Raw genomic sequence first — 25,508 nt, 5'->3', positions numbered from 1 at the left:
GGACTCAGGAAAGCACCCGTTGGGACCAGCTCAGCGCCGACGCACCAGGGGGAACGGCAATGTCTCCCGAATCGTCAGCCCCGTGAGGAACATGACCAGCCGGTCCACGCCGAGGCCGAGCCCGCCGGTCGGCGGCATCGCGTACTCCAGCGCGTCGAGGAAGTCCTCGTCGAGCTCCATCGCCTCGGGATCTCCCCCGGCGGCCCGCAGCGACTGCGCGGTCAGCCGCCGCCGCTGCTCCACGGGGTCGGTCAACTCCGAGTAGGCGGTGCCCAGTTCGGTGCCGAAGGCGACGAGGTCCCAGCGCTCGGCGAGGCGTGGGTCGGTGCGGTGCTGCCGGGTGAGCGGGGAGACGTCGGTCGGGAAGTCCTTGTAGAACGTGGGCAGCAGGGTCTTCTCCTCGACCAGTCGTTCGTACATCTCCAGTACGACGCCACCCTGTCCGTCGTCCGGCCGATACGGCACTCCCGCACCGTCGCACAGCCGGTGCAGGTCCGGCACGGACGCGCCGGGGTCCACCTCCTCCCCCAGGGCCTCCGAGATCGCGCCGTACACCGTCTTGACCGGCCACGGGCCGGAGATGTCGTACTCGGTGCCGTCCTTGCGGGCGACGGGCGCGCCGAAGGCGGCGGTCGCGGCGCCCTGGATCAGTTCGCGGGTGAGGTCGAGCATCACGTCGTAGTCGGCGAACGCCTGGTAGGCCTCCAGCATGGTGAACTCGGGGTTGTGCTTGTGGGAGACGCCTTCGTTGCGGAAGGTGCGCCCCAGCTCGAAGACCTTCTCCAGGCCGCCCACGCACAGCCGCTTGAGGTACAGCTCGGGGGCGATGCGGAGGTACATGTTCAGGTCGTAGGCGTTGATGTGGGTGGTGAACGGGCGGGCGTTGGCGCCGCCGTGGATCTGCTGGAGCATCGGCGTCTCGACCTCGAGATAGCCGCGGTCCAGCAAGCCCTGGCGCAGCGCCTGTACGGCGGCGGCGCGGGCCCGCAGGACCTCGCGGGCGTCGGGGCTGGACACCAGGTCGAGATAGCGGCGGCGCACCTTCGCCTCGGGGTCGGCGAGGCCCCGGCGCTTGTCGGGCAGCGGGCGCAGGCATTTGCCGGTGAGCTGCCAGGAGGAGCCGAAGACGGTCGGTTCGCCCAGGTCGCTGACGCCGACGAGGCCCTCGGCGGTGATGTGGTCGCCGATGTCGACGTCCTGGCGGAAGCGTCTGAGCTCGGGTCCGGACTCCAGCCGGGTGAGGGCGAGCTGGAGGTCGCCGGACCAGTCGCGCAGGACGGCGAACACGATCCCGCCGAAGTCCCGTACGAGGACGACGCGCCCGGCGACGGTCACGTGCTGTCCCGCCGGTCCCGCGCGGACCTCGGCGAGGGTGTGGGTGCGGGACGGGACGCCCACCGGGTAGGGGTCGACTCCGTCGGCGCGCAGCCGGTCGAGTGTGCGGTGGCGCAGGCGGATCTGTTCGGGCAGGCCCGCGGTCGGATCGGTGGCCGCCGTCTCCTCGCCCTCGTCGAGGCCGAGGGCCGACAGCGAGGGCAGGCCCGCGGTGCTCGCGGGCTGAGCGCCGCTCCTCGGGTGCCCCTTGCCCCAGAGCTTGCGCAGCGAGGGCACGGAGACGAAGCCCTCGGCGATGCCGGACGCCAGCCCGATGCGGGCGAGGGAGCCGGTGTCGCCGTAACAGATGAAGCGGGGGTACCACTCGGGCTGGAACTTGGCGTTGGACCGGTAGAGGGCCTCCAGCTGCCACCACCGGGAGCAGAACAGCAGCAGTCCGCGCCAGAGCCGGAGCACCGGCCCCGCACCGATCCGGGCGCCCTCCTCGAAGGCCGACCGGAACACCGCGAAGTTCAGGGAGATGCGCCGTACGCCGAACGTCCCGGCCGCCGCGCACACCTCGGCGACCATGAACTCCATGACGCCGTTCGGGGCGCTGCGGTCGCGGCGCATGAGGTCGAGCGAGATGCCGTCCTTGCCCCAGGGCACGAAAGAGAGCAGCGCGAGGAGCTTGCCCTCGGGCGTCAGTGCCTCGACGAGCAGGCAGTCGCCGTCCGTGGGGTCCCCGAGCCGGTCCAACGCCATGGAGAAGCCGCGCTCGGTCTCGGTGTCGCGCCAGGCGTCCGCCTTGTCGATGAGCTCCTCCATCTCCTCGTCGGTGAGGCTGGAGTGGCGGCGTACCCGGCAGGTGGCGCCGGTGCGCCGTACGCGGTGCACCGCCTGGCGGGTGACACGCATGTCGCGGCCGTCCAGGTCGAAGCCGGCGACGTGCAGGATCGCCTCGTCGCCGAGTTCGAGCGCGCCGAGCCCGGCGCGCGCGAAGGCCTTGGCGCCGTCCTCCGAGGTGCCCATCACGGCGGGCGCCCAGGCGTAGCGGCGGGCCAGGTCGAGCCAGGCCTCGATGGCGTGCGGCCAGGCCTCGCGGTCGCCGACGGGGTCGCCGCTGGCCAGGCAGACGCCGGCCTCGACGCGGTAGGTGACGGCGGCCTTGCCGCTGGGTGAGAACACGACGGCCTTGTCGCGGCGGGTGGCGAAGTAGCCGAGGGAGTCGTCGGCGCCGTACGCCCGCAGGAGGGCGCGGATACGGGCCTCCTCGTCGCCGCGCAGGGCCGCCTCCAGGCGCTGGGAGCGGAAGAGGGTGGCGACGGCGTTGAGCTGGGCGAGGGCGCCGAGGAGGCCGAGGACGAAGAAGAGCTTGCGGGGTGGGCGCCCGCTGAACGAACTGCTGGGGACCAGCCCGCCGCACACCCGGCTGGCCGCCCACAGCAGCCGTTCTCCCGCGGCCAGTGTGCCGGGGAACCACTCGACCAGGCCCCAGCCGATCAGGATCGCCACGGCGAGTCCGACGAGCAGTACGGCCAGGGCGCGCCATACGGCGCCGCGCCGGGAGTCGGCGTAGAACTCGCGGCGCGCCACGATCAGGAGCACCAGCAGCAGTCCGCAGGCGACGAAGGACGGCAGCGACTCGGCGTACAGGCCCATCGCCAGGCCCACGATGTCGAAGAAGACCAGCAGGCCGAGGTAGACGACGACCAGCCACCAGGCGACCTTCTTGCGGGCGGCGGTCGCGGCGGCGAGGAGGAAGAGGAAGACGGCGTACGCGAGGTTGGCGCTGACCGGGACGATCAAGAGGTCGAGGAAGGCCACGACGGGGTGCAGCAGACGGCGCACGGGGGCGAAGAAGGCCAGCAGGACGCACAGCAGCGAGAGGGCGCCGAAGAAGGCCGCGAAGCCTTCGGGCACCTTGTTGAGGAAGCCGACCCGGGACGGTGGTACGGAACCCGTGGCGTCCCTCGGTCCGCGGGCCTCCACGGTGGCGCTCATGGTGTCGACTCTAGGAAGCCCCGGCCGCGGGCGCCCGTCGAGCGTCGTGCCACTCGTCGCCGGCGCGGACGGCGGTCGCGGCGGGCCGTGGGGGGCCGTGCGGACGGACAGTTCACCCGTTCCGTCCCATGCGGGACGCGGCGGGCCCGCCCTGCTCCCGACCTGCGCCTTCCGATAGCCTCGGTGGTGTGGCGGAACAGCAACCCTCGCACCGGTTCGAGCGTGGCACGGACGGTCCCAAGGTCATCGTCGTCGGCGTGGACGGCTCGGACTCGTCGCTGCGCGCGGCGGCCTACGCCGCCGGGCTGGCCAGGCGGCAGCACGCGCTGCTCGCCCTCGTGTACGTGCAGCCCGTCATGGCCGCGGGAGCGGCGCTCGGGGTGCCGGTCGGCGAGACGACCGACCGGATCGCCGAGGACCTCATCGCGCAGATCCGGGACGCCACCGAGCAGGTCAAGGACATATTCGCGGTGCGCTGGGAGTTCCACACCTTCCGCGGCGATCCCTACAACGGTCTGGTGACGGCGGCGGACGAGCTGAAGGCGGACGCCGTGGTGGTCGGCGCCTCCGAGCAGGCGGGGCACCGGATCATCGGGTCGGTGGCGATCCGGATGGTGAAGGCGGGCCGCTGGCCGGTCACGGTCGTCCCATAGACCCCGTGGGTCCCAGGGACCCCGTGAACTCCGTGGGTCCTACTGCGCCATCATCAGGCCGTCGTGGGCCGCGCCGCGGCTGAGCACCACGTCACGGATGCGGTCGCGTACACCGGCCAGGTCGGCGCCCTGGGCCAGAGCCGCGTTGATGTCGACCACCCGCCCGGCGTCGATGTCGAACAGCTGCGGTACGAACTCCGCCTTCGTGACCTCCCAGCGGTCTCCCTTGCGCGCGGGCGGGGCGAAGGTGAAGCGGGCGAGGGTGCTCTCGTTGCCCCGGGAGTCCTGGAGGCCTTGGCGGTTGAACATCTCGCCCGCGATCTGGTCGCCCATCCCGTAGACGACCCACGTGCCGTTGACCTTCTCGTAGGCCTGCGGGACACGCGCGTGCGTGCCGAGGATCAGGTCGATGTCGGGCCGCCCGCCCGTGCGCGAGGCGGTGAGCTCCCGGCTCAGCGTCAACTGCTGGGTGTTGGGCTGTTCCTGCCATTCGGTGCCCCAGTGCAGGGACACGACGACCACGTCGGCGCCCGCCTTCCTGACGGCCCGGGCGTCCGCGAGGATCCGGTCGCGGTCGATGAGGTTGACGCTCCAGGGCTGCCCCTGGGGCATCGGGAAGCCGTCCGTGCCGTAGGTGTAGGCGAGGTGGGCGACCACCGCGTTGCCCGCGCGCATGAGGGTGGGCACATACGCCTCCTGCGCCGTGCGCGCCGATCCCGCGTGCCGTACGCCGGCGAGGTCGAGGGCGTCCAGAGTGCGCCGTACGCCCGCGGCGCCGTCGTCCAGGGAGTGGTTGGAGGCGGTGGAGCAGGCGTCGTACCCGGTCGCCGCGAGCCCGTCGGCCACCTGCGGTGGAATCTTGAAGGCGGGGTTGCCGGTGTGGTCGCCGTCGGATCCGTACACGGTCTCCATGTGACAGATCGCCAGGTCGGCACCGGAGACCAGGGGTTTCACCCCTTCGAACATCGGCAGGAAGTCGTACCCGGTGCCGCCCGCGTCGGCGTTCGCCCGCTCGGTGACCGAGGTGTGCGCCAGCACGTCGCCGGAGGCGACGAGGGTGAAGCCGTGGGAGGTGAGGGGCGCGCCGGGGTGCCCGGTGCTCCGGGCCGACGGCTCCTGGTCGGCCCGGCAGCCGGCGCCCACGACAAGTACGGCCGCGAGAGCGATGGCGGCCAGTCGACTACGTGTGATCATTCCCAGCCTCGATGCAGTCATATTTAAGTAGGAAGTGAGGCAAATCCACCCAATCGAAGGGGTCGAGTCAAGAAGCGACGCGCATCCGTAGCCCGTCCGGCCCTCGGGGAACCGCCCGTCGGGGCGCCACCGGGCCCCGCTGAACCGTTCACCGCGCCGTTCACCGACGGCATCGACCGCCCACCGCAGACCCGTGCCCCGGGCCTGTCCCAGCGGAGCGGCACCCGCTGGCATACACGCCATGACGGCCGGAACCACCACCAAGACGACCGCCGAACACGAGTTGGCCGCGCTGCAGCGCGAGCACGGCCGGCCCCTCTTCGCCCTGCTCCTGCGACTCTCCGACGGCGACCGCCAACGCGCCGAGGATCTGCTGCAGGAGACGCTCGTCCGCGCCTGGCAGCACCCCGAGGCGCTGCGCGCCGACGACTTCGACTCCGTACGCCCCTGGCTGCTCACCGTGGGACGCCGGCTCGCGATCGATGCACGGCGGGCCCGCCAGGCGCGTCCGCCGGAGGTCGGGGACGCGGTGCTGGAAAGCGCACGGGTCTGCGCGGATCACGCCGAAAGGTCGGCGGCGACGCTCGATGTGCGGGAGGCTGTGAAGACACTCACTCCCGAGCATCGTGAAGTCCTGGTGCTCGTGTACTTCCAGGGGGCGAGTGTGGCGGAGGCCGCCGCGGCGCTCGGGATTCCGCCCGGTACCGTGAAGTCTCGTGCGTACTACGCGCTGCGCGCCCTGCGCCGGGTTCTTCCGGGATACGCGGCCGACCTGCGGTGAAACCGAAGGCCGAGTCAAACCTCCGTAAAGCGCCTTGCTGAGGACCATGGTTGAGCAATCAGCTGTCCTCATCCGTGTTCCGGATTGGGGGGAAACCCCCAAGGGCTCGGGATCGGGCGACGCGCACGCAAACCGGAGGAAGGCAGGAAGGGATGCTGCACAGAGGCCAAGAGAGCACGGACGGCACCGGCGGTGGGGAACTCACCGTCCCCATGGCGTGGTTGTACGCCGAGTACATCGCCGACGAGCTGCTGCGGACCGGCGACCTGATGCCGCCCACGTCCTTCGAGTTCCGCGCCGGGCGTGACGCCCTGGCACTGACCATCTTCCTCTCCGACACCGACGGCGAGCTCTCGGGCATCCGGGTCGTCTCGCAGTTGGAGACCTGGCTCTCGCTGACGGCGTACGACCAGCCGTGGCAGGACTGGGTGCGCGAGCACATGGCGCGGCGCTCGGCCGAGGCGGTCGAGTCCGGCGGCCCCGCCCCGGACCTGGAACTGGCGACGGCGGCCTGGCGCTGGCTGGAGGAGACCGAACTGCTCGCCCCGGACCTGGACGCCGTACCCGGCGGCGGCCCGATCCCGGGCGAGGACGACGGTCCGAAGGTGTGGACACCGGCCTGGCGACTGGGTCTGCCCCTGGGACATCTGGCGATCCATCTCTTCTGATCGCCACGACCGGGCGGACCGCCGGTAACCCCTGTTCAGGGCTCCGCACTCCGCCAAACAAGTTTTCCGCACAACTTTTTTCGGGCTCGCACCAATCCGCGAGCCCGCCCGCTCCGAATGTCTTGGCCGCGATTCCGAACGAGTCTTGAGTGATTCGACGGTCTGGTGCGTACCCGTGGGCAACAGCAACACCACTCCCACCCCCGCACCATCGCCACGAGGATTCGGTATTCGGTATGAGGTCCCTGGAACGGCATCGCGACGTCGGCGCCTACGCGCTCGGCGTGCTGGACGAGGCGGAGGCGTTCCGCTTCGAGGATCACCTCATGGAGTGCCCCCAGTGCGCGGCGCACGTGAGTGAGTTCAGGCCCGCCACGCGGCAGCTGATGCTGTACCGGCATGCCACCCCGCGCTCCGTGCACCCCTTCGCCGCCCCCGGGCCGCGCCTGATGGACAAACTCCTCAGTGAGGTGGCGGCCCGGCACCAGGCCGGGCGCAGGCGCTGGTTGTACGCGGTGGCCGCCGCCGTGGTGCTCGCGGTGGGCGGTCCGTCGATCGCGATGGTCACGTCGCACGGTTCCGGGTCCCAGACGGCGGCGGTCGCGTCGACGGACGCGCAGACCGGCGTATGGGCCAAGGTCACCACCGCGGACCGCATCTGGGGCAGCCAGGTCCAGGTCGAGGTCAAGGACGCCGGGGGCCCGCGCCCCTGTCAGCTCGTCGCCATCGGCAAGGACGGTTCTCAGCAGACGGTGACGAGTTGGATGGTGCCCGCGCACAACGGCGAGGCGACCACCCTGCAGGGCGGCGCCGCGCTCAAGTCCGACGAGATCAGCCGGTTCGAGGTGCGTACGACGGACGGCAAGCACCTGGTGACCGTCACGCCCCACTGATCCCGGGCTGTTCCCCGCTGCTCCCGGACTATTTGAGCAGCCGGGACAACCGGCGGTCCGCGAGTGGCTTGCCTCCCGTCTGGCAGGTCGGGCAGTACTGCAGCGAGGAGTCGCTGAAGGAGACCTCGCGGATGGTGTCGCCGCACACCGGGCAGGGCTCGCCCGTTCTGCCGTGCACCCGCAGCCCGCTCTTCTTCTCCGCCTTGAGGCGCCCCGCGGCCAGCCCGTGGGAGCGCTCCACCGCGTCGGTGAGCGTGGAGCGCAGCGCCTCGTAGAGACGGGTCGTCTCCTCGGGGGTCAGTGAGGCGGCCAGCTTGAAGGGGGACATCCTGGCGGCGTGCAGGATCTCGTCGCTGTACGCGTTCCCCACGCCGGCGATCAGGCTCTGGTCCCGGAGTGCGCCCTTGAGTTGGCGGCGCTCATCCGCGAGCAGCCGGGCGAACCGTTCCTCGTCGAAGTCGGCGGCGAGCGGGTCCGGGCCGAGGCGGGCCACACCGGGGATCTCCGCCGGGTCCCGGACGACGTACACCGCGAGTCTCTTCTGTGTGCCGGCCTCGGTGAGGTCGAAGCCCTCGCCGGTCTCCAGGGCGACACGCAGCGCGAGCGGGCCCTTGCCGGGGCGGGGCGGGCCGTCGGGCAGCGTGTCCCTCCACTGCAGCCAGCCCGCGCGGGCCAGGTGGGTCACGAAGTGCAGTCCGTCGGCCTCGATGTCGAGGAACTTGCCGAGCCGGCGCACGGCGGTCACCTCACGGCCCTCGAAGGCGGTCACGGGCGGGTCGTAGGTCTTCAGGACGCTGATGGCGACGGGCAGCACGCGCACGACCTCGCGGCCGACGAGATGGTCGGCCAGGAAGTCCTTGAGCGCTTCGACCTCTGGCAGTTCCGGCATGGCTCCAGAGTGCCACCCGCCACCGACAACACCAGCCGAACCGCCCACCTCCTGAGGCGACGGCGGCCGGTCCCCGCGGCACCCGGTCAGTCCTGTTCCGGAACCAGGAACTCGCACCACACGCACTTGCCGCCGCCGCGCGCCTCCACGCCCCAGACGTCGGCGAGGCGGTCGACCAGGAGGAGTCCGCGGCCGGAGACACCGGACTCGCCCGCCTCGCGGCGGCGCGGCAGGGCGCTGGAGGAGTCCTCGACCTCCACGCGCACCCGGCGGTCGGGGCCGCTGAGCACCCGCAGGGTGACGATCGCGGCGCCTTCGGTGTGCATGAGGGCGTTGGTGATCAGCTCGTCGGCGACCAGTTCGACATCGTCGGCGCGCTCTCCCCCGCCCCAGGCGCGGACCGCGGCCCGGATCATGTGCCGGGCCTCGGTGAGCGCCTCGGGGTCGCCGGGCCCGACATGCTGCTGGAGCCGCCCGCCGGACTGCTGGGGCCCGGGGCCCCGGCGGCGCAGCGCCAGCAGGGCCACGTCGTCGTCGCCGCCGCGTTCCTCGGCCACGTCGATGAGCCGGTCGGCGAGGTCGCGTACGTCGTCCGGGCCCGAGCGGATCAGCTCCATGAGGGTGTGCATGCCCTCGTCGAGGTCGACGCCGGGCTGCTCGACCAGGCCGTCGGTGCACAGCACCAGGGTCTGCCCGGGGTCCAGTTCGACCGTGTCGACGGGGTATTCGAGGCGCCCGAACAAGGCGGACAGGCCGAGCGGCAGGCCCCCTGTGACGGACTGTCGGCGGCAGGTGCCGTCCTTCTGCCGGATCACCGGGTCGATGTGGCCGGCCCGCACCAGCTGGACGACTCCGGTGGACAGGTCGGCCTCCGCGTACAGGCAGGTCGCGAAGCGGTCGGTGTCGAGTTCGTGCAGGAAGACCGAAGCGCGGGCCATCACGGTGGCGGGGGTGTGCCCCTCGGCGGCGTAGGCCCGCAGCACGATCCGCAACTGGCCCATGACTGCGGCGGCGTGGGTGTCGTGGCCCTGGACGTCCCCGATGACGGCGCCGACGCGACCGCCGGGCAGCGGGATCACGTCGTACCAGTCGCCGCCGATGTCCCGGCCGAGGGAGGCGGATCGGTAGCGGACGGCGATGTCGGCGCCGGGCACGTTGGGTATGGAGCGCGGCAGCATGGCCTGCTGGAGGCCCTGCGCGAGGTCCTTCTCCTGCTCGTAGAACATGGCCCGCTGGAGGCTCTGGGCGATGCTGCTGCCGAGCGCGACGAGGACGTTGCGCTCCTCCGAGGAGAAGCCACGCCGGTCGTTGTAGAGCAGTCCCATCGCGCCGATGGGGCGGGCCTGCGCGATGAGCGGCAGGTAGGCGGCCGAGGTGATCTTGAGGTCGGTGATGTGCGGCCACAGCAGCGGATACGAGTCGGCGAAGTCCTCGGGCGAGTCGATGAAGCGCGGGGCGAGGGTGCGTACGACCTCGCTCATCGGGTACTGCTCGTCGATGCGGGTGACCATGGTGCCGGGGACGAAGCTGCCCTCGGGGCCCTCGGCGACCAGCCGTATGCGTCCGGCCTCGACCAGGCCCATGACCAGGCTCGTCGCGCCGAGATGGGTGAGGCCGTGGGAGTCCTTGAGGACGTCGATGACGTCCTGGACGGTGCGGGCGTGGGCGAGGGCGGCCGTGGTGATCTGCACGACGTTCGTCTGCTGGCGCCGCGCCTCGTCCTGGGCCGCCTGTTCGCGGCGCGCCACGCTCTCGCCGAGCTCCTGCGTGGCGTCGCGGACGATGCCGATGATCCGGCGCGGCCGGCCCGTCCCGTCGCGGCGGATGTAGCCCTGGGTGTGGGTCCAGCGCAGTGAGCCGTCGCGGCAGCGGATGCGGAAGTAGGCGCCGTAGTTCTCGCTGCCGTCCTTGAGGGCGTGCGAGACCAGCGTGTCGAGACGGATCCTCTCGGTCGCGGGCACCCGCAGGGACAGGGTCTCGGGGCGGCCGTCGTACTCCTCGGGACGCACGTCGAAGACTTCGTGGGCCTGGGCGTCCATCTGCATCAGACCGGAGTCCAGGTCCCAGTCGAAACTGCCCATGCGGTTGAGCGCCAGGATCGGATCCGGGTGGGCGGGCCAGTCGTCCGGGAGTGACAGGGCGCTCGCTCCCCGATCAACCATGCGCCCACCTTGCCAGCATTCGGCCGATTATTCGACTTCAGGGGAGTCCGGTATGCGGCTTCGGGGGAGTCCGGATTCGGGCTCCCCCGACCGCTCGGCGCTCAGCCGTCGAAGACGTCCGTCGGGGTGTCGAAGACGGTGTCCGCATCGGGCGACTCGTCGGGGATCAGACCACCGCCGTCGGGCAGGTCGGGGATCTCCGGAACGGTGTCGGGGCCGATCTCGTCCTCCGAGGGGTCCAGCGGGGCGAGGGGGTCCTGCGGGACGTTCCGGTCGAGCTCCGTGGACTCGGGGGCGGGGGTCCACGGCACCCGGGGCGGCAGGGAGATGTCGGGCCGTGGGGGCGACGAGGCGGGCGGCGGGGCGGTCGTGGTGGGCGGGAGACAGTTCGACACCGCGGCCACGGGCGCCTCCGTCGGCACGCCGCCGTCCGGCATGCCCGGGGTTCCCTCCGGGGTGACGGTCAGGGTGGGCGCCACGCAGTCGGGCGGCGGCGCGTCCGCGAAGGGGCCCGTCCGCGCGCTGTGCTCCGGGACCGTGCTCGGGCTGGTACCGGGACTCGTACGGGGGCTCGCACTGGGGCTTGCGTCGGGGCGACGGCCGGGGCTCGCGGCCGAGACCGGTGGCCGCAGGACGACGTCCCGGTGACCGTCGTCCCCGATCCGCCGTTCGATCCACCTGTTGTCGGCGATGTCGATGATCGTGATGTTCCTGATCGCGGCGGACGCCGGGGTCACGACGACAACGTTGCCAGGACGGAAACCGGACCAGGGCTGCCCCTGGGTCCCCGGGGTCGCCCTGGACACGACGGGCGGGTTCAGCGGGTTGCCGCCGGCGCAGCGCACACGCGGCACGCCCCGGTTGTCGACGAGGACCGCGGTGCCCCGCTGGAGCACCGACTGGAAGCTGGTCGCCCGGCCGTCACGGAAGCCGTGGTCGGTGACCTGTGTGTCGGCGCGCAGCACGACCGAGGTCAGACCGCGCAGGAAGTCCGGGACGGCCGCCCGCGCGACGCCCGCCGCCTGCGCGAAGGAGCGCGCCTTGCCGGGGTCCGAGGAGAGGAAGCCGATCTGCTTCCCGACGTCACAGCTGCCGACGGCCCGGGTGCCGCCGTAGAGGCCGGGTGTGGAGCCGGGAAAGGAGCGCACGCCCTGCGGGGCGGAGCCACGGTTCGCGGGTGTCGCCGGGTACGGCATTCGGGTGATGAACGGCGAGTCGGCGGCCGTGGACGCGGTGAACGGGTCGGGGCCGCCGCCGGCGACCGGCTGCAGGAAGACCTCACCCCCGTCGGCCCCGGACGCCGCGCTCTCGCCGCCTCGGCCGCCACACCCGGCGACGAGGAGCGCCGCCGAGAGCGCGCAGGCCATGACCAAGGCCCGGGTAGGTATGTGCACCACGCTGTTCTCCTGTCGCACCACGTTCTCCCGTTGCACTGCTTCCTCCCGTTGCACCACGACCTCCCGGCCATTCAGGGGTTTCGCCCACTATTGTCTGCTTCGCCCAGTTGGCTCACGCAAGCGGAGACGGTCACCCAGCGTCACAATGGAAGACAAGGGAAGAGGAGTGGCTCGCGTGGAGTGGTTCGTCGCGCCCGACTACTGGCTGAGCCGGCTGGTCTTCCAGCGGGCTCTGGCCGTGGTGTACGTCGTCGCCTTCCTGGACGCGGCGCTCCAGTTCCGTGCGCTGATCGGGGAGCGGGGGATGCTTCCGGTGCCGCGGTTCCTTGCGCGGGTCGCGTTCCGCGATGCGCCGAGCGTGTTCCACCTGCGCTACTCGGACCCCTTCTTCGCGGCCTGGTCCTGGGCCGGCTGCGCGGTGTCGGTGGCGCTGGTGGCCGGCCTGGACCAGTGGCTCCCGCTCTGGGGGGCCATGGTGCTCTGGCTGGTGCCCTGGGCGATGTACCTGTCGATCGTCAACGTGGGCCAGACCTGGTACGCGTTCGGCTGGGAGTCCCTGCTCCTGGAGGTCGGTTTCCTCGCCGTATTCCTCGGCAACGACGAAGTGGCCCCGCCGGTCGTCGTCCTCTTCCTGCTGCGCTGGGTGCTGTTCCGCGTGGAGTTCGGCGCCGGGCTGATCAAGATGCGCGGGGACGCCTGCTGGCGGGAGCTGACCTGCCTCGACTACCACCACGAGACCCAGCCGATGCCGGGACCGCTGAGCTGGTTCTTCCACCATCTCCCCAAGCCCTTCCACCGGGCCGAGGTGGCGGCGAACCACTTCACCCAGCTCGTCGTGCCCGTCCTCCTGTTCACCCCGCAGCCGATCGCGACGGCGGCAGCGTCGCTGATGGTCCTCACCCAGCTCTGGCTGGTCCTGTCCGGCAACTTCTCCTGGCTGAACTGGACCACCATCGTGCTGGCCCTCTCCGCGATCGAGTTCCCCACCACTCCCCCGCACGTGGCCGGCCCACCCCTCTGGTACGAGATCGTGGTCCTCGCGGTCGCCACGGGCCTGGTGGCCCTCAGCTACCGCCCCGCCCGCAACATGATCTCCCGGCGCCAGGTCATGAACCGCTCCTTCGACCCGCTGCACCTGGTCAACACCTACGGCGCGTTCGGCAGCGTCAGCCGGGTGCGCCACGAGGTGGTCGTCGAGGGCACGGCGGACCCCGTGCCGCGGGAGGACTCGGACTGGAAGGAGTACGAGTTCAAGGGAAAACCGGGCGATCTTCGCCACTGGCCGCGCCAGTACGCGCCGTACCATCTGCGGCTCGACTGGCTGATGTGGTTCGCGGCGCTCTCCCCCGCGTACGCCGCCTCGTGGTTCACGGGCCTGGTCGAACGGCTCCTGGAGAACGACCGCGACACGCTACGGCTGTTGCGTCGCTGTCCGTTCCCGGCGGACGCCCCGCCCCGGTACGTCCGCGCCCGCCTCTACCGCTACCGCTACACGACGTGGCATGAGCTGCGGGAGACGGGTGCGTGCTGGCACCGGACGTATGTGCGGGAGTTCCTGCCGCCGATGCGGCTGGAGTGGGTGGACCAGAGCCGGTAGATCGGACGCGGCGGATCGGACGGGTGGATCAGAGCCGGTAGACCCGGGTGGCGGTGCCGCCGAAGACTTCGGCGCGTTCCGCCGCGCCAAGTCCCCCGGTCAACTCCTCGGCCACATCGACCACTTGGCCGTACGACGCCGCCAGCGTGCACACCGGCCAGTCGGAGCCGAACATCAGCCGGCCGGGTCCGAAGGCGTCCAGGACCGTGTCCGCGTAGGGGCGCAGCCCGTCGACCGTCCACTTCCCGTGGTCCGCCTCGGTGACCATGCCGGAGAGTTTGCACACGGTGTTGGGGAGCGCGGCCAGCGCCCGGACGGCCGTCGCCCAGGGCCGCAGCGCGCCCGTGGCGATCGGTGGCTTGCCCAGGTGGTCGAGGACCAAGGTGAGTCCGGGGTGGCCGGCGGCGGCCCGGACACAGGCCGACAGCTGGTGCGGCAGCACGACCAGGTCGTAGACGAGGCCCGCCTCGGCGACGGCGGCGAGCCCGTCCCGTACGTCCGGACGCAGCAGCCACTCCGGGTCGGGCTCGCCCTGTACCTGGTGGCGGATGCCCTTGAGGTGGCGGCCGCCCGGCAGCTCCCGCAGCCGGGCCAGCTCGTCGGCGACGTCCGGCCGGGTCAGGTCGGTCCAGCCGACCACACCCGCGATCAGCTCGCCCTGCGCCGCGAGGGCGAGGAACTCCGGGGTCTCCTCGGGCACGGTGATCGTCTGTACGAGGACCGTGCGGTCGACGCCGGCGGCGCGTGCCTGCGGTGCGAGGTCCGCCACGCCGAAATCACGTCGCAGTGGCTGGAGTTCGGGCCCGGTGATCCAGTCCTGGTCGCGGACCGAGAGGTCCCACACATGGTGGTGCGCGTCCACCCTCACGGCAGCTCCCACACGACGGGCAGGCCCGCCTGAGCGCCCTCGCTCGAGTAGTCGTGGACGACGTCGAGGAGTTCGGCCATGCGCGCCTGCCAGGCGATGTTGACCGGCAGTTTCTCCAGTTCGGCGAGTAGGCGCTCGTAGTCCTCGCACTCCAGGACGTGGAAGAGGTCGGTGCCGCTGCGCCAGATCGTCCAGGAGGTGGCTCCGGCGGCGCGGATGGCCGTGGTGAGCTCCTCGGGGACCTCCCGGTGGGCGGCCTCGTACGCGGCGACGCGGTCCGCGCGGACCTTGGTGTGCAGGGCGACTCTCATGACGGGTCCTGTGGGGGTACGGGTACGGGGGCGTCCTCGGGCAGCAGCTTCGCCTCGCGCACTTCCCGCCAGAAGTCCTCCGGCACCGGGGTCGTGAACTGCTCGACGCAGTCGCGGACTTCGTGCGCCGAGCGGGCGCCGGCCAGGACGCTCGCGACGGCCGGGTGGGCGGCGGGAAAGGCCAGCGCAGCGGCGCGCAGGGTGGTGCCGTGCCGCTCCGCGATCTCCTTCAGTCGCAGGGCGCGGTCCAGCACCTGCGCCGGAGCGGTCGCGTAGTCGTACGCCGCTCCGGGCCTCGGGTCGGCCAGCAGCCCGGAGTTGAAGGCGCCGCCGACGACCACCGAGGTGCCGCGCTCCTGGGCGGCGGGCAGCAGTTCGGTCAGCGCGGCGTGGTCGAGCAGGGTGTAGCGGCCCGCGCACAGCACCACGTCCACGTCCGTGTCGCGGACGAAGCGGGTGAGCATCTCGGCCTGGTTCATGCCCGCGCCGATCGCGCCGACCACGCCGTCCGAGCGCAGCCGCTCCAGGGCCGGATAGCCCTCCTGGAAGGCCTGCTCGGCGTGGTCGTCCGGGTCGTGGAGGTAGACGATGTCCACGCGGTCGAGGCCCAGGCGTTCGAGGCTGGCCTCGATGCCGCGTCGTACGCCCTCGGCGCTGAAGTCCCAGACGCGGCGGTGCGTGGCGGGCACCGCGAAGCCGTCGGCCAGGTCCTCGCCGCCCGCGTCCGCGCCCGTGGGTTCCAGCAGGCGGCCCACCTTGGTGGACAGGGTGTACTCGGTGCGGGGGCGATCGCGCAGGGCCGCGCCGAGACGGCGTTCGGAGAGGCCGATGCCGTAGTGCGGGGCGGTGTCGAAGTAGCGGATGCCCCCGGACCAGGCGGCGTCCACGGTCTCGTGCGCCTGTTCGTCGCTGACGGCGGTGAACAGGTTGCCGATGCCCGCGGCGCCGAAGGACAGGGCACTGACCTCGACACCACTGTTCCCGAGCGTGCCCCTTCCGAGCGTGCTCACTGGCCCACCGGTCGCAGCCGCAGTCCCTGCATGCCGCCGTCCACGGCGAGGGCGACGCCGGTGGTGGCGCCGGACAGCGGGCTCGCCAGGTAGGCGATGGCGCCCGCGACCTCGTCCGCCGAGACGAGCCGGCCGGAGGGCTGGCGGGCCTCCAGCGCGGCCCGCTCGGCGGCCGGGTCGGCGGCGGCGTCGAGGAGGCGGCCGACCCAGGGGGTGTCGGCGGTGCCGGGGTTCACACAGTTGACGCGGACGCCCTCGCGGAGGTGGTCGGCGGCCATCGCCAGGGTGAGGGAGAGCACGGCGCCCTTGGTGGCGGAGTACAGGGCACGCTGCGGGAGCCCGGCGGTGGCGGCGATGGAGCAGGTGTTCACGATCGCCGCGTGTGCGGATTCCCGCAGGTGGGGCAGGGCGGCGCGGGCGGTACGGACCATGCCGACGACATTGACGTCCAGGACCCGGTGCCACTCGTCGTCGGCGTTGTCCTCGACGGTGCCCTGGGCGCCGATCCCGGCGTTGTTGACCAGCACGTCGAGTCCACCGAGGTCCGCGACGGCCGCGGCCACGGCCTCGCGCACGGAGGCGTCGTCGGTGACGTCGGCGCGGAAACCGAGCAGGGGCTTCTCGACCGTCGAGGGGTCCAGGTCGAGGACGGCGACCCGCGCCCCACGGGCGGCGAGCAGCTCTGCGGTGGCGCGGCCGATGCCGGAGGCGCCACCGGTCACCAGCGCCTTGAGTCCTTCGAAGTCGGCACTCACGCCGCTTCCCCCTTCTGCTTGTCGCTCGGCTGGCTGTCGGACTTCTGGTGGGCGAGGTCGGCGGCCCAGAAGGTGCCGCCGGGGTAGGTGAACTCCGCGATGGACTGCGGCCGCATGGTCGCGGAGAAGCCCGGCGCGGTGGGTGCCGTGTAGTGACCCTGCCTGATCACCACCGGGTCGAGGAAGTGGTCGTGCAGATGGTCGACGTATTCGATGACCCGGTCGTCGGTGGTGCCGGAGAGCGCCACGAAGTCGAACATCGACAGGTGCTGGACGAGTTCGCACAGGCCGACCCCGCCGGCATGCGGGCAGACGGGCACGCCGAACTTGGCCGCGAGGAGCAGGACGGCGAGGTTCTCGTTGACGCCGGCGACGCGGGCGGCGTCGATCTGCAGGACGTCGATGGCGCCGGCCTGGAGGAGCTGTTTGAAGACGACACGGTTCTGGACGTGTTCGCCGGTGGCGACCTTGACGGGGGCGACGGCCTCGCGGACGGCGGCGTGGCCGAGGACGTCGTCGGGGCTCGTGGGCTCCTCGATCCAGTAGGGCTCGAACTCGGCGAGGGCCTTGGTCCAGGTGATCGCCTCGTCCACGTTCCAGCGCTGGTTGGCGTCGATGGCGATCCGGATGTCGGGGCCGACCACCGAGCGGGCGACCCGGCAGCGGCGTACGTCGTCCGCGAGATCGGCACCCACCTTCAGCTTGATCTGCCGGAACCCGTCGGCGACGGCCTCGGCGGCGAGGCGGGTGAGCTTCTCGTCGCTGTAGCCGAGCCAGCCGGGCGAGGTGGTGTAGGCGGGGAAGCCCCTCTCCCGGAGGATCGTGGCGCGCTCGGCGGCGCCCTCCCGGCCACGACGGAGCAGTTCGAGCGCCTCCTCGGGGGTGAGGGCGTCCGTGAGGTAGCGGAAGTCGACCTGGCGGACCAGCCACTCCGGTTCGGCATCGGCGAGCAGCTGCCACAGGGGCTTCCCGGCACGCTTGGCGGCCAGGTCCCACACGGCGTTGACGACGGCGCCGATCGCCATGTGCATCACGCCCTTCTCGGGCCCGAGCCAGCGCAGCTGGCTGTCCCCGATCAGGTCCCGGGCGAGGGAGCCCGGGTCCGCGCACAGCTCGTCGACCGAGCGTCCGACCACATGCCCGCGCAGCGCCTCGATCGCGGCGACCTGGACGTCGTTGCCCCGTCCGATGGTGAAGGTGAAGCCGTGCCCCTCCGGGCAGTCGGCCGCGTCGCCGCGCAGCACGACGTACGCCGCCGAGTAGTCGGGGTCCGGATTCATCGCGTCGGAGCCGTCGAGCTCGCGCGAGGTGGGGAAACGGATGTCGTAGGTGTCGACCGCGGTGATACGGGCGGCAGTTGGGGACACGGGAGGCCTTTCGGTCCGGGACAGGGGCGTACGGAGGGGTTCCGTGGATCCGTGGGTCCTTGGATCCGTACGAAGACGAAGGGAGGTCAGTCCTGGGCGCGCCCGGTGGTCACGCGGGCGATCATCAGGGCGACCAGGATGATTCCGCCGTAGATGGCCTGGATCCAGAAGGACGGCACCTGGGCGAGCGTGAGCAGGTTCTGCACCACGCCGAGGAGGAGTACGCCGGTCAGGGCGCCGAACATGGTGCCCTTGCCGCCGTCCAGGCTGATGCCGCCGATGACCGCCGCCGCCATCACCGTGAAGATCATGTTGTTGCCCTGGTTGGCGCTGATCGCGCCGACGTACCCGGTCTGCATGATCCCGCCGACCGAGGCGAGGACGCCGGCGACGACGGAGACGCCGAGCAGCATCCGGTCGACGCGGATACCGGCGGCGCGGGCCGCCTCCGCGTTGCCGCCGATGGCGTACAGGGCGCGCCCGACGCGGTGGTATTTGAGGATCAGTCCGGCGGCCCCGAAGGCGACCGCGGCCAGCCACACCGACAGCGGGACCCGCAGGAAGGTGGAGGTGGCCAGCTGGAAGAACGCGTCGGGCATGCCGAACAGTGTCTTGCCCTTGGTGGCGCCGACCAACAGGCCACGCAGGACGATCAGCATCGCGAGGGTGACGATGAAGGCGTTGAGCTTGAACTTCACCACGAGGATGCCGTTGAAGGCGCCGATGACTGCGCCCACGACGAGGATCGCGACGAGGGCGAGCGCGGCCGGCCATTCCGTGCCCCAGCCGGACTGCGCGGACGGCAGGACCAGCAGGGCGCCGACGGCGGGCGCGATGCCGACCACCGACTCCAGTGACAGATCGATCTTGCCGGTGATCAGCACCAGCGACTCGGCGAGGACCACCATCGCGAGTGCCGCCGAGGCGCCCAGGATGGAGATCAGGTTCCGTTCGGTGAGGAACGAGTCGTTGACGATCGCGCCGAGCACCAGGAGCACCAACAGGGCTGGCACGAGGGCGAGTTCGCGGGCCCTGCGGAGCAGTACGGTCTTGGCGGCCCGTGCGTCGGGGACGCGCGCGGAGGTGGGCGACGAGGCCGACGGGGCCTTCGTGTCAGCCATGGTCCACTCCTTCGATGGAGGCGATCAGCTCGTGGTCGTGCCAGCCCGCCGGGTGCTCGGCGACGACACGGCCGTGGAAGAGGACGAGGACGCGGTCGCAGCGGCGCAGGTCGTCGAGTTCGTCGGAGACGACGAGCACGGCGGTGCCGTCCTCGCTGGCGCTGTCCATCCGGGACAGCAGTGACTCCTTGGACTTCACGTCGACGCCCGCGGTGGGGTTGATGAGGACGAGGAGGCGGGGGTCGGAGGCGAGGGCGCGGGCCATGACGACCTTCTGCGCGTTGCCGCCGGAGAGGTCGGAGACGGGTTGTCCGGGGCCCTCGGTGTGGATGTCGAGGCGTTCGATCAGCTCGGTGGCGAAGCCCCGCTTGCGGGCGGCGGAGATGAATCCGTAGCGGCCGAGCCGGTTCAGGACGCTCATGGTGGTGTTGTCGCCGATGGTCATCCCGGAGACGAGACCCTGCTCGTGCCGGTCGCGCGGGACACAGGCGACGCCCGCCTTGAGCGCGGCCTGCACATCGCCGAACGGCAGCCGCTCACCGTCGAGTCGAGCCGTTCCGCCGGTCGGGGTGTGCAGTCCCGCGAAGGACTCGGCAAGCTCGATCTTGCCGCTGCCGCTGGAGCCGGCGAGGCCGAGGACCTCGCCGCGGCGGACGGTGAGGTCGATGTCCTCGTACACGTCCGAGGTGAGCCCCCGGGCGTCGAGCAGCACCGGGGCGTCCGCGGCGACGGTCTGGTGCGTGACGGTCCGCTCGGCGATCGACTCCCCCGCCATGGCCTCCACCAGGGCCGTGCGGGGGAGTTCGGCGACCGGCGCGGTGGTGATCCAGCGGGCGTCGCGCAGCACGGTGACCGTCTGGCACACCTCGTACACCTCCTGGAGGTGGTGCGAGATGAACAGGAAGGTGACACCGGACTCCTGGAGCGCGCGCATCCGGGTGAAGAGCCGTTCGATCTCCCGGTTGTCGAGCTGCGCGGTCGGCTCGTCGAGGACGATGAACCGGGCGCCGAAGCTGAGCGCCCGGGCGATCTCGACCATCTGGCGGTCCTCGACCTTGAGGTCGGCGGTGCGGGCCTCCGGGTCGACGTGCACGTCCCAGGTGTCCAGGACCTGCGCCGCCTCGGCCCGCAGCCTGCGCCAGCTGATGAAGCCGCCGCGCCCGACCGGCTGCCGGTTGATGAAGAGGTTCTCGGCGACCGTCAGCTCCGGTACGACGGTGGGCTTCTGGTAGACGCAGGCCACCTTGCGGCGCCAGGCGTCGCGGTCGGCGAGCGCGGGCGCGGGCTCGCCGTCGAAGCGGACCTCGCCCTCGTCGGGGGCCTGGAGGCCGGTGAGGATGGTGACGAGGGTGGACTTGCCCGCGCCGTTGCGCCCGACGAGGGCGTGGGACTCACCGGGGAGCACGGTGAGCCGGCCGTCTTGGAGGGCGACGGTGGGGCCGTACCGCTTGGCTACCCCCCGCGCCTCCACCAGTGGGGTACTCATTTGACCGTGTTGCCCCAGAGCTTGGGGTCGTCGACGTTGTCCTTGGTCACCAGCGGCGCGGGCAGCTGGTCCTCCAGGATGCCGCTGGGCAGCTTGACGATCTCGGAGTCGTGGTCGGTCGGGCCGGGCTTGAACGTCTTCCCCTGCATCGCGGCCTTGATGTAGTACATGCCGTACTTGGCGTACGCGTCGGCCGGCTGGGAGACGGTGGCGTCGATCTCGCCCTTGCGGATGGCGTCGAACTCCTGCGGGATGCCGTCGTTCGAGACGATCGTGATGTGGCCCGCCTGGCCGGTCTTCTTCAGCATGCCCTTGGACTTGAGGGTCTGGAGGGTCGGCGCGAGGTAGACGCCGCCCGCCTGCATGTAGATGCCCTTGATGTCGGGGTTGGCGTTCAGCAGGGTGTCGAGCTTGGAGGCCGCGGTGTCGGACTCCCACTTGGCGGGGATCTCCAGGACCTTCAGCTTCGGGTAGTTCTTCTGCACGCAGGTGCGGAAGGCCTCGGAGCGCTCCCGGCCGTTGACCGAGGCCAGGTCGCCCATGATCTGCACGACCTTGCCGGAAGGGATCTGCTTGCCGAGGTACTCACAGGCCTTCTCGCCGTACGCGACGTTGTTGGCGCGTACGACCATGGCGACCTTGCCCTTCTCGGGCGCCACGTCGACGGCGACCACGGGCACGCCCTTGCGCTCGGCCTGGTCGAGCCCGGCGGCGATCGCGGCGCTGTCCAGGGGGGCCACGACGAGGCCCTTCACGCCCTGGTTGAGCTGGTTGTTGATGTCGGTGATCTGCTGGGACGGGTCGCTGTTGGAGTTGACGGTCTTGAGGGCGTCGACCCCTTCGGACTTCGCCATCTTCGGCACGTAGTCGTTGTAGGACTGCCAGAACGGCGAGGTCAGCAGGGGCAGGATCACCCCGACCTTGCCGGTGCCTCCGCCGCCCGACGACACGGAGTCCTTGGTGCTGCCGCATGCCGCGAGCACGAGGGTCGCGCAGGCGGCCGCAGCCGCCGCACGCACTGCCCGCGACGCAATTCGCGTGTTCCGCACGTTTCTGCCGGCCATCTGACGGCTCCTCGTTGAGCGAGATCGATCGGGGGTGACGGTGCGTGGCCGAGCGTCCCGCTCAACCGGGACGAATATTTATCAGACCACTTCGCCTCCGCAACACCCCTGTGCGCCAAAATTTCCGCGTTATCAGCCGTAGTGGTCCGACCACTCTGGTGGTTAGACTGCGGCGCACCCGGCAACAGGAGGAGACGGCGTGGACGAGTCGGCCCCGCAGAAGGGCACCGTGACGCAGCGCGCCATCGAGCGGATCAAGGCGATGATCGGCGAGGGCCGGCTGGAGCCCGGGCAGCGGCTGCCGACCGAGCGTGATCTCGCCGCCCAGCTGGGCATGTCCCGCAGCTCGATGCGCGAGGCGATCCGCGCGCTCACGGTCCTCGGTGTGCTGGAGGCCCGGCACGGCTCGGGCATCTACGTCACCCAGCTGGAGGCCGGGGACCTGCTGGAGACCTTCGGCGTGGTGGCCGACCTCTCGCGCGGGCCGCGGCTGGTCGAGCTGCTGGAGGTGCGGCGGATCCTGGAGTCGACCGCGACCGCGCTGGCCGCCGCACGGATCACGGCGGACCAGCTCGCCGAGGTCGAGAAACACCTGCTGGCGATGAACGCGACGGACGACCCGGAGGAGATCCTTGCCCACGATCTGGCCTTCCACCGCGAGATCGCGGCCGCCGCGGGAAACGACACCATGGCGGCCATCCTGGAGGGCCTGTCCTCGCGCACGTTCCGTGCCCGGGTCTGGCGGGGCTACGAGGAGGAGGGCGCCTTCGAGCGCACGCGCCGCGAGCACGCGGCGATCCACCGCGCGCTGGTGGCCCACGACCCGGAGGCGGCCAGGGCTGCCGCCGCCGCGCACGTGGGCGAAGTGGAGCAGTGGCTGCGGACCCAGCTCACGCAGTAGCCGGATCCGCAGACCGCGAAGGGGTCAGGCACGCAACCGCTCAGGCGCGTGTCAGCCGCAGGGTGACCAGCTCGAAGGGGCGCAGCGACAGGGTGACCCGGTCATCGTCGCGCCGCGGCTCCGCGGCGTCCGCGAGGGGCCGCTCCAGCAGGTCGGTCACGGTGACGTCCCCGACCTCGAACCCGGCCGTCAGCGTGGCCCTGGTGCGCCCGCCCCGGGACTCGTGGAAGCGTACGACCACATCCCCGCTGCCGTCGTCGGCGAGCTTGACCGCCGTCACCACGACCGCGTCCTGCGCCACCTCCACCAGGGGCGCGACCTCATGCTCGCCGCTGACCCGCCGCTCCGGCAGATTGATCCGCCACCCCTCGCGCACCGCGTCCCCGATGCGGGCCCCCGGCACCAGCGCGTGCCGGAAGCGGTGCACGCCCTGGTCGGTCTCGGGGTCGGGGAAGCGCGGGGCGCGCAGCAGCGAGACACGCACGGTGGTGGTCGTACCGGAGTCGCTGTCGCGGACGGTACGGGTCACGTCATGGCCGTACGTCGAGTCGTTGACGAGCGCGACTCCCCAGCCGGGCTCCTCCATGTGCACGAACCGGTGGTTGCATGCCTCGAACTTGGCGGCCTCCCAGGACGTGTTGGTGTGCGTCGGCCGGTAGAAGTGCCCGAACTGTGTCTCGGAGGCGTAGCGCTCCGCGTGCACGTCGAGCGGGAAGGCGAGCTTCAGGAACTTCTCCGTCTCGTGCCAGTCGACCTCGGTGTCGATGCCGAGCCGCCGCTCCCCCGGCGCGAGCGACAGCACCTGGGTGACCCGCGACGCGCCGAAGGACCGTACGATCCGCACCGACACGCCGTCCTCACCGGGCGCGACCTCGTCGGCGTCGACCAGGTCGGTGACCGTGTTGCGGTAGAACTCGTCGACGTCCCAGGCGTCCCACATGTTCGGGAAGTCGGGGTGGATCTGGAGCAGGTTCGCGGCGCGTCCAGGGGCGATCGTCTCGCGGTCGGCGTCGATGTCGTACGCGGAGACGACCAGGCCCCGGGCGTCGATCTCGACCCTCAGCAGGCCGTTGTCGAGGACGTGGCCGCCGCCTGCGCGCGGCGCGAGCGCCACCTCGCTCGTCGCGGCGGCGGGCAGGGCCCCGCCCGCCGGGACCCCGTCCCTGCTGTGCGGGGCGGAGTTGAACACGAGCTCTGTGCCGCCTTCACCCGCCAGCGCCCGCTGCGCCGCGTCGATGATGCCGGTCAGCTCCTCGGCGACCCGCTCGTACGTCCCGCGCGCCTCCCGGTGCACCCAGGCGATGGACGAGCCGGGCAGGATGTCGTGGAACTGGTGGAGCAGGACCGTTTTCCAGATGCGGTCCAACTCCTCGTACGGGTACGGGAATCCGGTCCGTACGGCCGCGGTCGCCGCCCAGAGTTCGGCCTCGCGCAGGAGGTGTTCACTGCGGCGGTTGCCCTGCTTGGTCCTGGCCTGGCTGGTGAGCGTGGCGCGGTGCAGTTCGAGGTACAACTCGCCGACCCAGACGGGGGCGTTCGGGTACTCGGCCTCGGCCTTCTTGAAGAACTCCGTCGGGGTCTCCCACACCACGGTGGCGGAGCCTTCGAGGTCACGGACCCTGGCCGCCTTGCCCACCATCTCGCGGGTGGTACCGCCGCCTCCGTCACCCCAGCCGGTGGGGGCGAGGGAGTGCCGGGCGACGCCCTTGTCCTTGAAGTTCCTGGCCGCGTGGGCGAGTTCGCTGCCCCGCATGGAGCAGTTGTAGGTGTCGACGGGCGGGAAGTGGGTGAAGATGCGGGTGCCGTCGATGCCCTCCCACCGGAAGGTGTGGTGCGGGAACTTGTTGGTCTGCGACCACGAGATCTTCTGGGTGAGCAGCCACTTGGAACCCGCCGCCTTGATGATCTGCGGGAGTCCTGCGGCGAAGCCGAAGGTGTCCGGCAGCCAGGCCTCGTCGTTCTCGATGCCGAACTCGTCGAGGAAGAACCGCTTGCCGTGCACGAACTGACGGGCCATCGCCTCCGAGCCCGGCATGTTGGTGTCCGACTCGACCCACATACCGCCCGCGGGCACGAACCGGCCGTCCGCGACCGCCTTCTTCACCCGCGCCCACACCTCGGGCCGGTGCTCCTTCACCCAGGCCCACTGCTGGGCCTGGGACATCGCGAAGACGAACTCGGGCTCGTCCTCGATGAGCGCGGTCATGTTGGAGGTGGTCCGCGCCACCTTGCGGACGGTCTCGCGCAGCGGCCACAGCCACGCCGAGTCGATGTGCGCGTGCCCGACGGCGCTGATGCGGTGCGCGGACGGGACGGCGGGCTCGGCGAGCACCCCGGCGAGCCGTTCGCGGGCCGCGGCGGCACTCGCGCCCACGTCCTGCAGGTCGACCGCGTCGAGCGCCTTCTCCACCGCGCGCAGGATGTCCCAGCGCCGCGCCGACTCCACCGGCAGCTCGGACATCAGCTCGCCGAGAACCTCCAGGTCGAGCACCAGCTCCCACACGGTCTCGTCGAGGACGGCGAGGTCCATCCGGGTGAGGGTGTACTGCGGCTCGGTGCCCGCGGTCTCCTTGTCGCCCAACTGGGTCGGCAGGAAGGGGTGGTAGTCGAGGATCACCGGGTTGGAGGCGGCCTCGACATGCAGCCGGACCTCCTCACCGCCCTCGACCGGGGCGCCGATGCGCACCCACTGGTTGCGCGGGTTGAGGCCCTTCACCGGAGTGCCGTCGGGCCGGTAGACGAGCCCCTCGCACTGGAAGCCGGGCATGTTCTCGTCGAAGCCGAGGTCCAGCAGTGCCTCGACGGTCTTCCCCGCCCACGCCTCCGGGACGGTCCCGGTGACCCGGAACCAGCTGGTGCCCCACGGAGCGCCCCAGCGCGCACCCACCTCGATCGGCTCGGGTGCGGCCGCGAGCCCCTCGGCGACGGGCACCGGCTCACCGGGAGCGTGCCACACCGCGACTTCCAGCGGCACGGACTCGGGGTACACGGCGGGTCGGATGCGCTCGTCGAGGACGCGCTTGAGGCGGGCTTCGACCAGGGTGCGGTCGTCATGCATGGGGTGCTCCGTGGG

General features: G+C 71.4%; 20 protein-coding genes. 6 read left to right on the top strand and 14 right to left on the bottom strand.

Features of this window, described 5'->3' with window-relative positions:
- Positions 1-30 precede the first annotated feature (30 nt).
- Positions 31-3,318 (bottom strand): bifunctional lysylphosphatidylglycerol synthetase/lysine--tRNA ligase LysX, encoded by a 3,288-nt coding sequence (lysX, locus tag ACIRA5_RS36235; RefSeq protein ID WP_403698253.1) that lies wholly within the window; start codon positions 3,316-3,318, stop codon positions 31-33.
- 188 nt (positions 3,319-3,506) lie between these two features.
- Here lysX and ACIRA5_RS36230 point away from each other — a divergent pair, with 188 nt between their 5' ends.
- Positions 3,507-3,971 (top strand): universal stress protein, encoded by a 465-nt coding sequence (locus tag ACIRA5_RS36230; protein ID WP_403698251.1) that lies wholly within the window; start codon positions 3,507-3,509, stop codon positions 3,969-3,971.
- 39 nt (positions 3,972-4,010) lie between these two features.
- Here the strand turns inward: ACIRA5_RS36230 and ACIRA5_RS36225 are convergent, their stop codons facing one another.
- Positions 4,011-5,165: a CapA family protein gene (locus ACIRA5_RS36225; protein WP_403698249.1), complete on the bottom strand. Its 1,155-nt coding sequence runs from the start codon at positions 5,163-5,165 to the stop codon at positions 4,011-4,013.
- Between the two features lie 241 nt (positions 5,166-5,406).
- Between ACIRA5_RS36225 and ACIRA5_RS36220 the strand changes: the two genes are divergently transcribed.
- From ACIRA5_RS36220 to ACIRA5_RS36210, 3 genes are all read left to right on the top strand, one after another.
- Entirely contained in the window at positions 5,407-5,946 is a 540-nt protein-coding gene (locus ACIRA5_RS36220; RefSeq protein ID WP_060899753.1) for a sigma-70 family RNA polymerase sigma factor, read from the top strand.
- A 152-nt stretch (positions 5,947-6,098) separates the two neighbouring features.
- Positions 6,099-6,614, top strand: a complete 516-nt coding sequence (locus tag ACIRA5_RS36215) for a hypothetical protein (protein ID WP_095851206.1) — start codon at positions 6,099-6,101, stop codon at positions 6,612-6,614.
- A gap of 236 nt (positions 6,615-6,850) precedes the next feature.
- On the top strand, positions 6,851-7,507 hold the full coding sequence (locus ACIRA5_RS36210; RefSeq protein ID WP_403698247.1) for an anti-sigma factor family protein: 657 nt from the start codon (positions 6,851-6,853) through the stop codon (positions 7,505-7,507).
- Between the two features lie 28 nt (positions 7,508-7,535).
- Here the strand turns inward: ACIRA5_RS36210 and ACIRA5_RS36205 are convergent, their stop codons facing one another.
- The 3 genes from ACIRA5_RS36205 to ACIRA5_RS36195 form a co-directional block, all read right to left on the bottom strand.
- Positions 7,536-8,396 (bottom strand): Fpg/Nei family DNA glycosylase, encoded by an 861-nt coding sequence (locus ACIRA5_RS36205; protein ID WP_403698245.1) that lies wholly within the window; start codon positions 8,394-8,396, stop codon positions 7,536-7,538.
- A gap of 86 nt (positions 8,397-8,482) precedes the next feature.
- Positions 8,483-10,558: a SpoIIE family protein phosphatase gene (locus ACIRA5_RS36200; RefSeq protein WP_403698243.1), complete on the bottom strand. Its 2,076-nt coding sequence runs from the start codon at positions 10,556-10,558 to the stop codon at positions 8,483-8,485.
- Positions 10,559-10,659: 101 nt separating this feature from the next.
- Positions 10,660-11,955 carry a DUF6777 domain-containing protein gene (locus tag ACIRA5_RS36195; RefSeq protein WP_403698242.1) on the bottom strand — a complete coding sequence of 432 codons (1,296 nt, stop codon included), beginning with the start codon at positions 11,953-11,955 and terminating at the stop codon, positions 10,660-10,662.
- A gap of 175 nt (positions 11,956-12,130) precedes the next feature.
- Here ACIRA5_RS36195 and ACIRA5_RS36190 point away from each other — a divergent pair, with 175 nt between their 5' ends.
- Entirely contained in the window at positions 12,131-13,552 is a 1,422-nt protein-coding gene (locus ACIRA5_RS36190) for a lipase maturation factor family protein (protein WP_403698240.1), read from the top strand.
- A gap of 28 nt (positions 13,553-13,580) precedes the next feature.
- On the opposite strand, the gene ACIRA5_RS36185 is transcribed toward ACIRA5_RS36190, so the two are convergent.
- From ACIRA5_RS36185 to ACIRA5_RS36150, 8 genes are all read right to left on the bottom strand, one after another.
- Complete coding sequence (locus ACIRA5_RS36185) at positions 13,581-14,420, bottom strand: amidohydrolase family protein (protein ID WP_403698238.1); 840 nt, start codon at positions 14,418-14,420, stop codon at positions 13,581-13,583.
- Complete coding sequence (locus tag ACIRA5_RS36180; protein ID WP_403698236.1) at positions 14,417-14,731, bottom strand: L-rhamnose mutarotase; 315 nt, start codon at positions 14,729-14,731, stop codon at positions 14,417-14,419. Before ACIRA5_RS36180 ends, ACIRA5_RS36185 begins: the two co-directional genes overlap by 4 nt.
- Positions 14,728-15,741: an aldo/keto reductase gene (locus tag ACIRA5_RS36175; RefSeq protein ID WP_403698235.1), complete on the bottom strand. Its 1,014-nt coding sequence runs from the start codon at positions 15,739-15,741 to the stop codon at positions 14,728-14,730. The genes ACIRA5_RS36180 and ACIRA5_RS36175 overlap by 4 nt, the downstream gene beginning before the upstream one ends.
- Entirely contained in the window at positions 15,738-16,496 is a 759-nt protein-coding gene (locus tag ACIRA5_RS36170) for an SDR family NAD(P)-dependent oxidoreductase (RefSeq protein WP_403698233.1), read from the bottom strand. The genes ACIRA5_RS36175 and ACIRA5_RS36170 overlap by 4 nt, the downstream gene beginning before the upstream one ends.
- Positions 16,493-17,863 carry an L-fuconate dehydratase gene (locus ACIRA5_RS36165; protein WP_403698232.1) on the bottom strand — a complete coding sequence of 457 codons (1,371 nt, stop codon included), beginning with the start codon at positions 17,861-17,863 and terminating at the stop codon, positions 16,493-16,495. The genes ACIRA5_RS36170 and ACIRA5_RS36165 overlap by 4 nt, the downstream gene beginning before the upstream one ends.
- Before the next feature lie 86 nt (positions 17,864-17,949).
- Complete coding sequence (locus ACIRA5_RS36160) at positions 17,950-18,984, bottom strand: ABC transporter permease (protein WP_403698230.1); 1,035 nt, start codon at positions 18,982-18,984, stop codon at positions 17,950-17,952.
- Complete coding sequence (locus ACIRA5_RS36155) at positions 18,977-20,470, bottom strand: sugar ABC transporter ATP-binding protein (RefSeq protein WP_403698228.1); 1,494 nt, start codon at positions 20,468-20,470, stop codon at positions 18,977-18,979. The genes ACIRA5_RS36160 and ACIRA5_RS36155 overlap by 8 nt, the downstream gene beginning before the upstream one ends.
- On the bottom strand, positions 20,467-21,534 hold the full coding sequence (locus ACIRA5_RS36150) for a sugar ABC transporter substrate-binding protein (protein WP_403698227.1): 1,068 nt from the start codon (positions 21,532-21,534) through the stop codon (positions 20,467-20,469). The genes ACIRA5_RS36155 and ACIRA5_RS36150 overlap by 4 nt, the downstream gene beginning before the upstream one ends.
- Before the next feature lie 199 nt (positions 21,535-21,733).
- Here ACIRA5_RS36150 and ACIRA5_RS36145 point away from each other — a divergent pair, with 199 nt between their 5' ends.
- On the top strand, positions 21,734-22,435 hold the full coding sequence (locus ACIRA5_RS36145) for a FadR/GntR family transcriptional regulator (RefSeq protein WP_352049912.1): 702 nt from the start codon (positions 21,734-21,736) through the stop codon (positions 22,433-22,435).
- 40 nt (positions 22,436-22,475) lie between these two features.
- Here the strand turns inward: ACIRA5_RS36145 and ACIRA5_RS36140 are convergent, their stop codons facing one another.
- Positions 22,476-25,493 carry an alpha-mannosidase gene (locus ACIRA5_RS36140; RefSeq protein WP_403698226.1) on the bottom strand — a complete coding sequence of 1,006 codons (3,018 nt, stop codon included), beginning with the start codon at positions 25,491-25,493 and terminating at the stop codon, positions 22,476-22,478.
- Positions 25,494-25,508 lie beyond the last annotated feature (15 nt).

It is taken from the genome of Streptomyces sp. NPDC096311, from assembly GCF_044763085.1.
Lineage (GTDB): Bacteria > Actinomycetota > Actinomycetes > Streptomycetales > Streptomycetaceae > Streptomyces.
Note: the sequence above shows the minus strand (reverse complement) of the source record. Positions and strands in the feature narration are given on the sequence as shown.

What these genes read in the sequence shown, in the direction of transcription:
- ACIRA5_RS36150 (WP_403698227.1), bottom strand. Translation starts at nt 21,534, where the DNA reads ATGGCCGGCAGAAACGTGCGGAACACGCGAATTGCGTCGCGGGCAGTG.
- ACIRA5_RS36225 (WP_403698249.1), bottom strand. Translation starts at nt 5,165, where the DNA reads ATGATCACACGTAGTCGACTGGCCGCCATCGCTCTCGCGGCCGTACTT.
- ACIRA5_RS36160 (WP_403698230.1), bottom strand. Translation starts at nt 18,984, where the DNA reads ATGGCTGACACGAAGGCCCCGTCGGCCTCGTCGCCCACCTCCGCGCGC.
- ACIRA5_RS36210 (WP_403698247.1), top strand. Translation starts at nt 6,851, where the DNA reads ATGAGGTCCCTGGAACGGCATCGCGACGTCGGCGCCTACGCGCTCGGC.
- ACIRA5_RS36205 (WP_403698245.1), bottom strand. Translation starts at nt 8,396, where the DNA reads ATGCCGGAACTGCCAGAGGTCGAAGCGCTCAAGGACTTCCTGGCCGAC.
- ACIRA5_RS36220 (WP_060899753.1), top strand. Translation starts at nt 5,407, where the DNA reads ATGACGGCCGGAACCACCACCAAGACGACCGCCGAACACGAGTTGGCC.
- ACIRA5_RS36200 (WP_403698243.1), bottom strand. Translation starts at nt 10,558, where the DNA reads ATGGTTGATCGGGGAGCGAGCGCCCTGTCACTCCCGGACGACTGGCCC.
- lysX (WP_403698253.1), bottom strand. Translation starts at nt 3,318, where the DNA reads ATGAGCGCCACCGTGGAGGCCCGCGGACCGAGGGACGCCACGGGTTCC.
- ACIRA5_RS36180 (WP_403698236.1), bottom strand. Translation starts at nt 14,731, where the DNA reads ATGAGAGTCGCCCTGCACACCAAGGTCCGCGCGGACCGCGTCGCCGCG.
- ACIRA5_RS36155 (WP_403698228.1), bottom strand. Translation starts at nt 20,470, where the DNA reads ATGAGTACCCCACTGGTGGAGGCGCGGGGGGTAGCCAAGCGGTACGGC.
- ACIRA5_RS36215 (WP_095851206.1), top strand. Translation starts at nt 6,099, where the DNA reads ATGCTGCACAGAGGCCAAGAGAGCACGGACGGCACCGGCGGTGGGGAA.
- ACIRA5_RS36140 (WP_403698226.1), bottom strand. Translation starts at nt 25,493, where the DNA reads ATGCATGACGACCGCACCCTGGTCGAAGCCCGCCTCAAGCGCGTCCTC.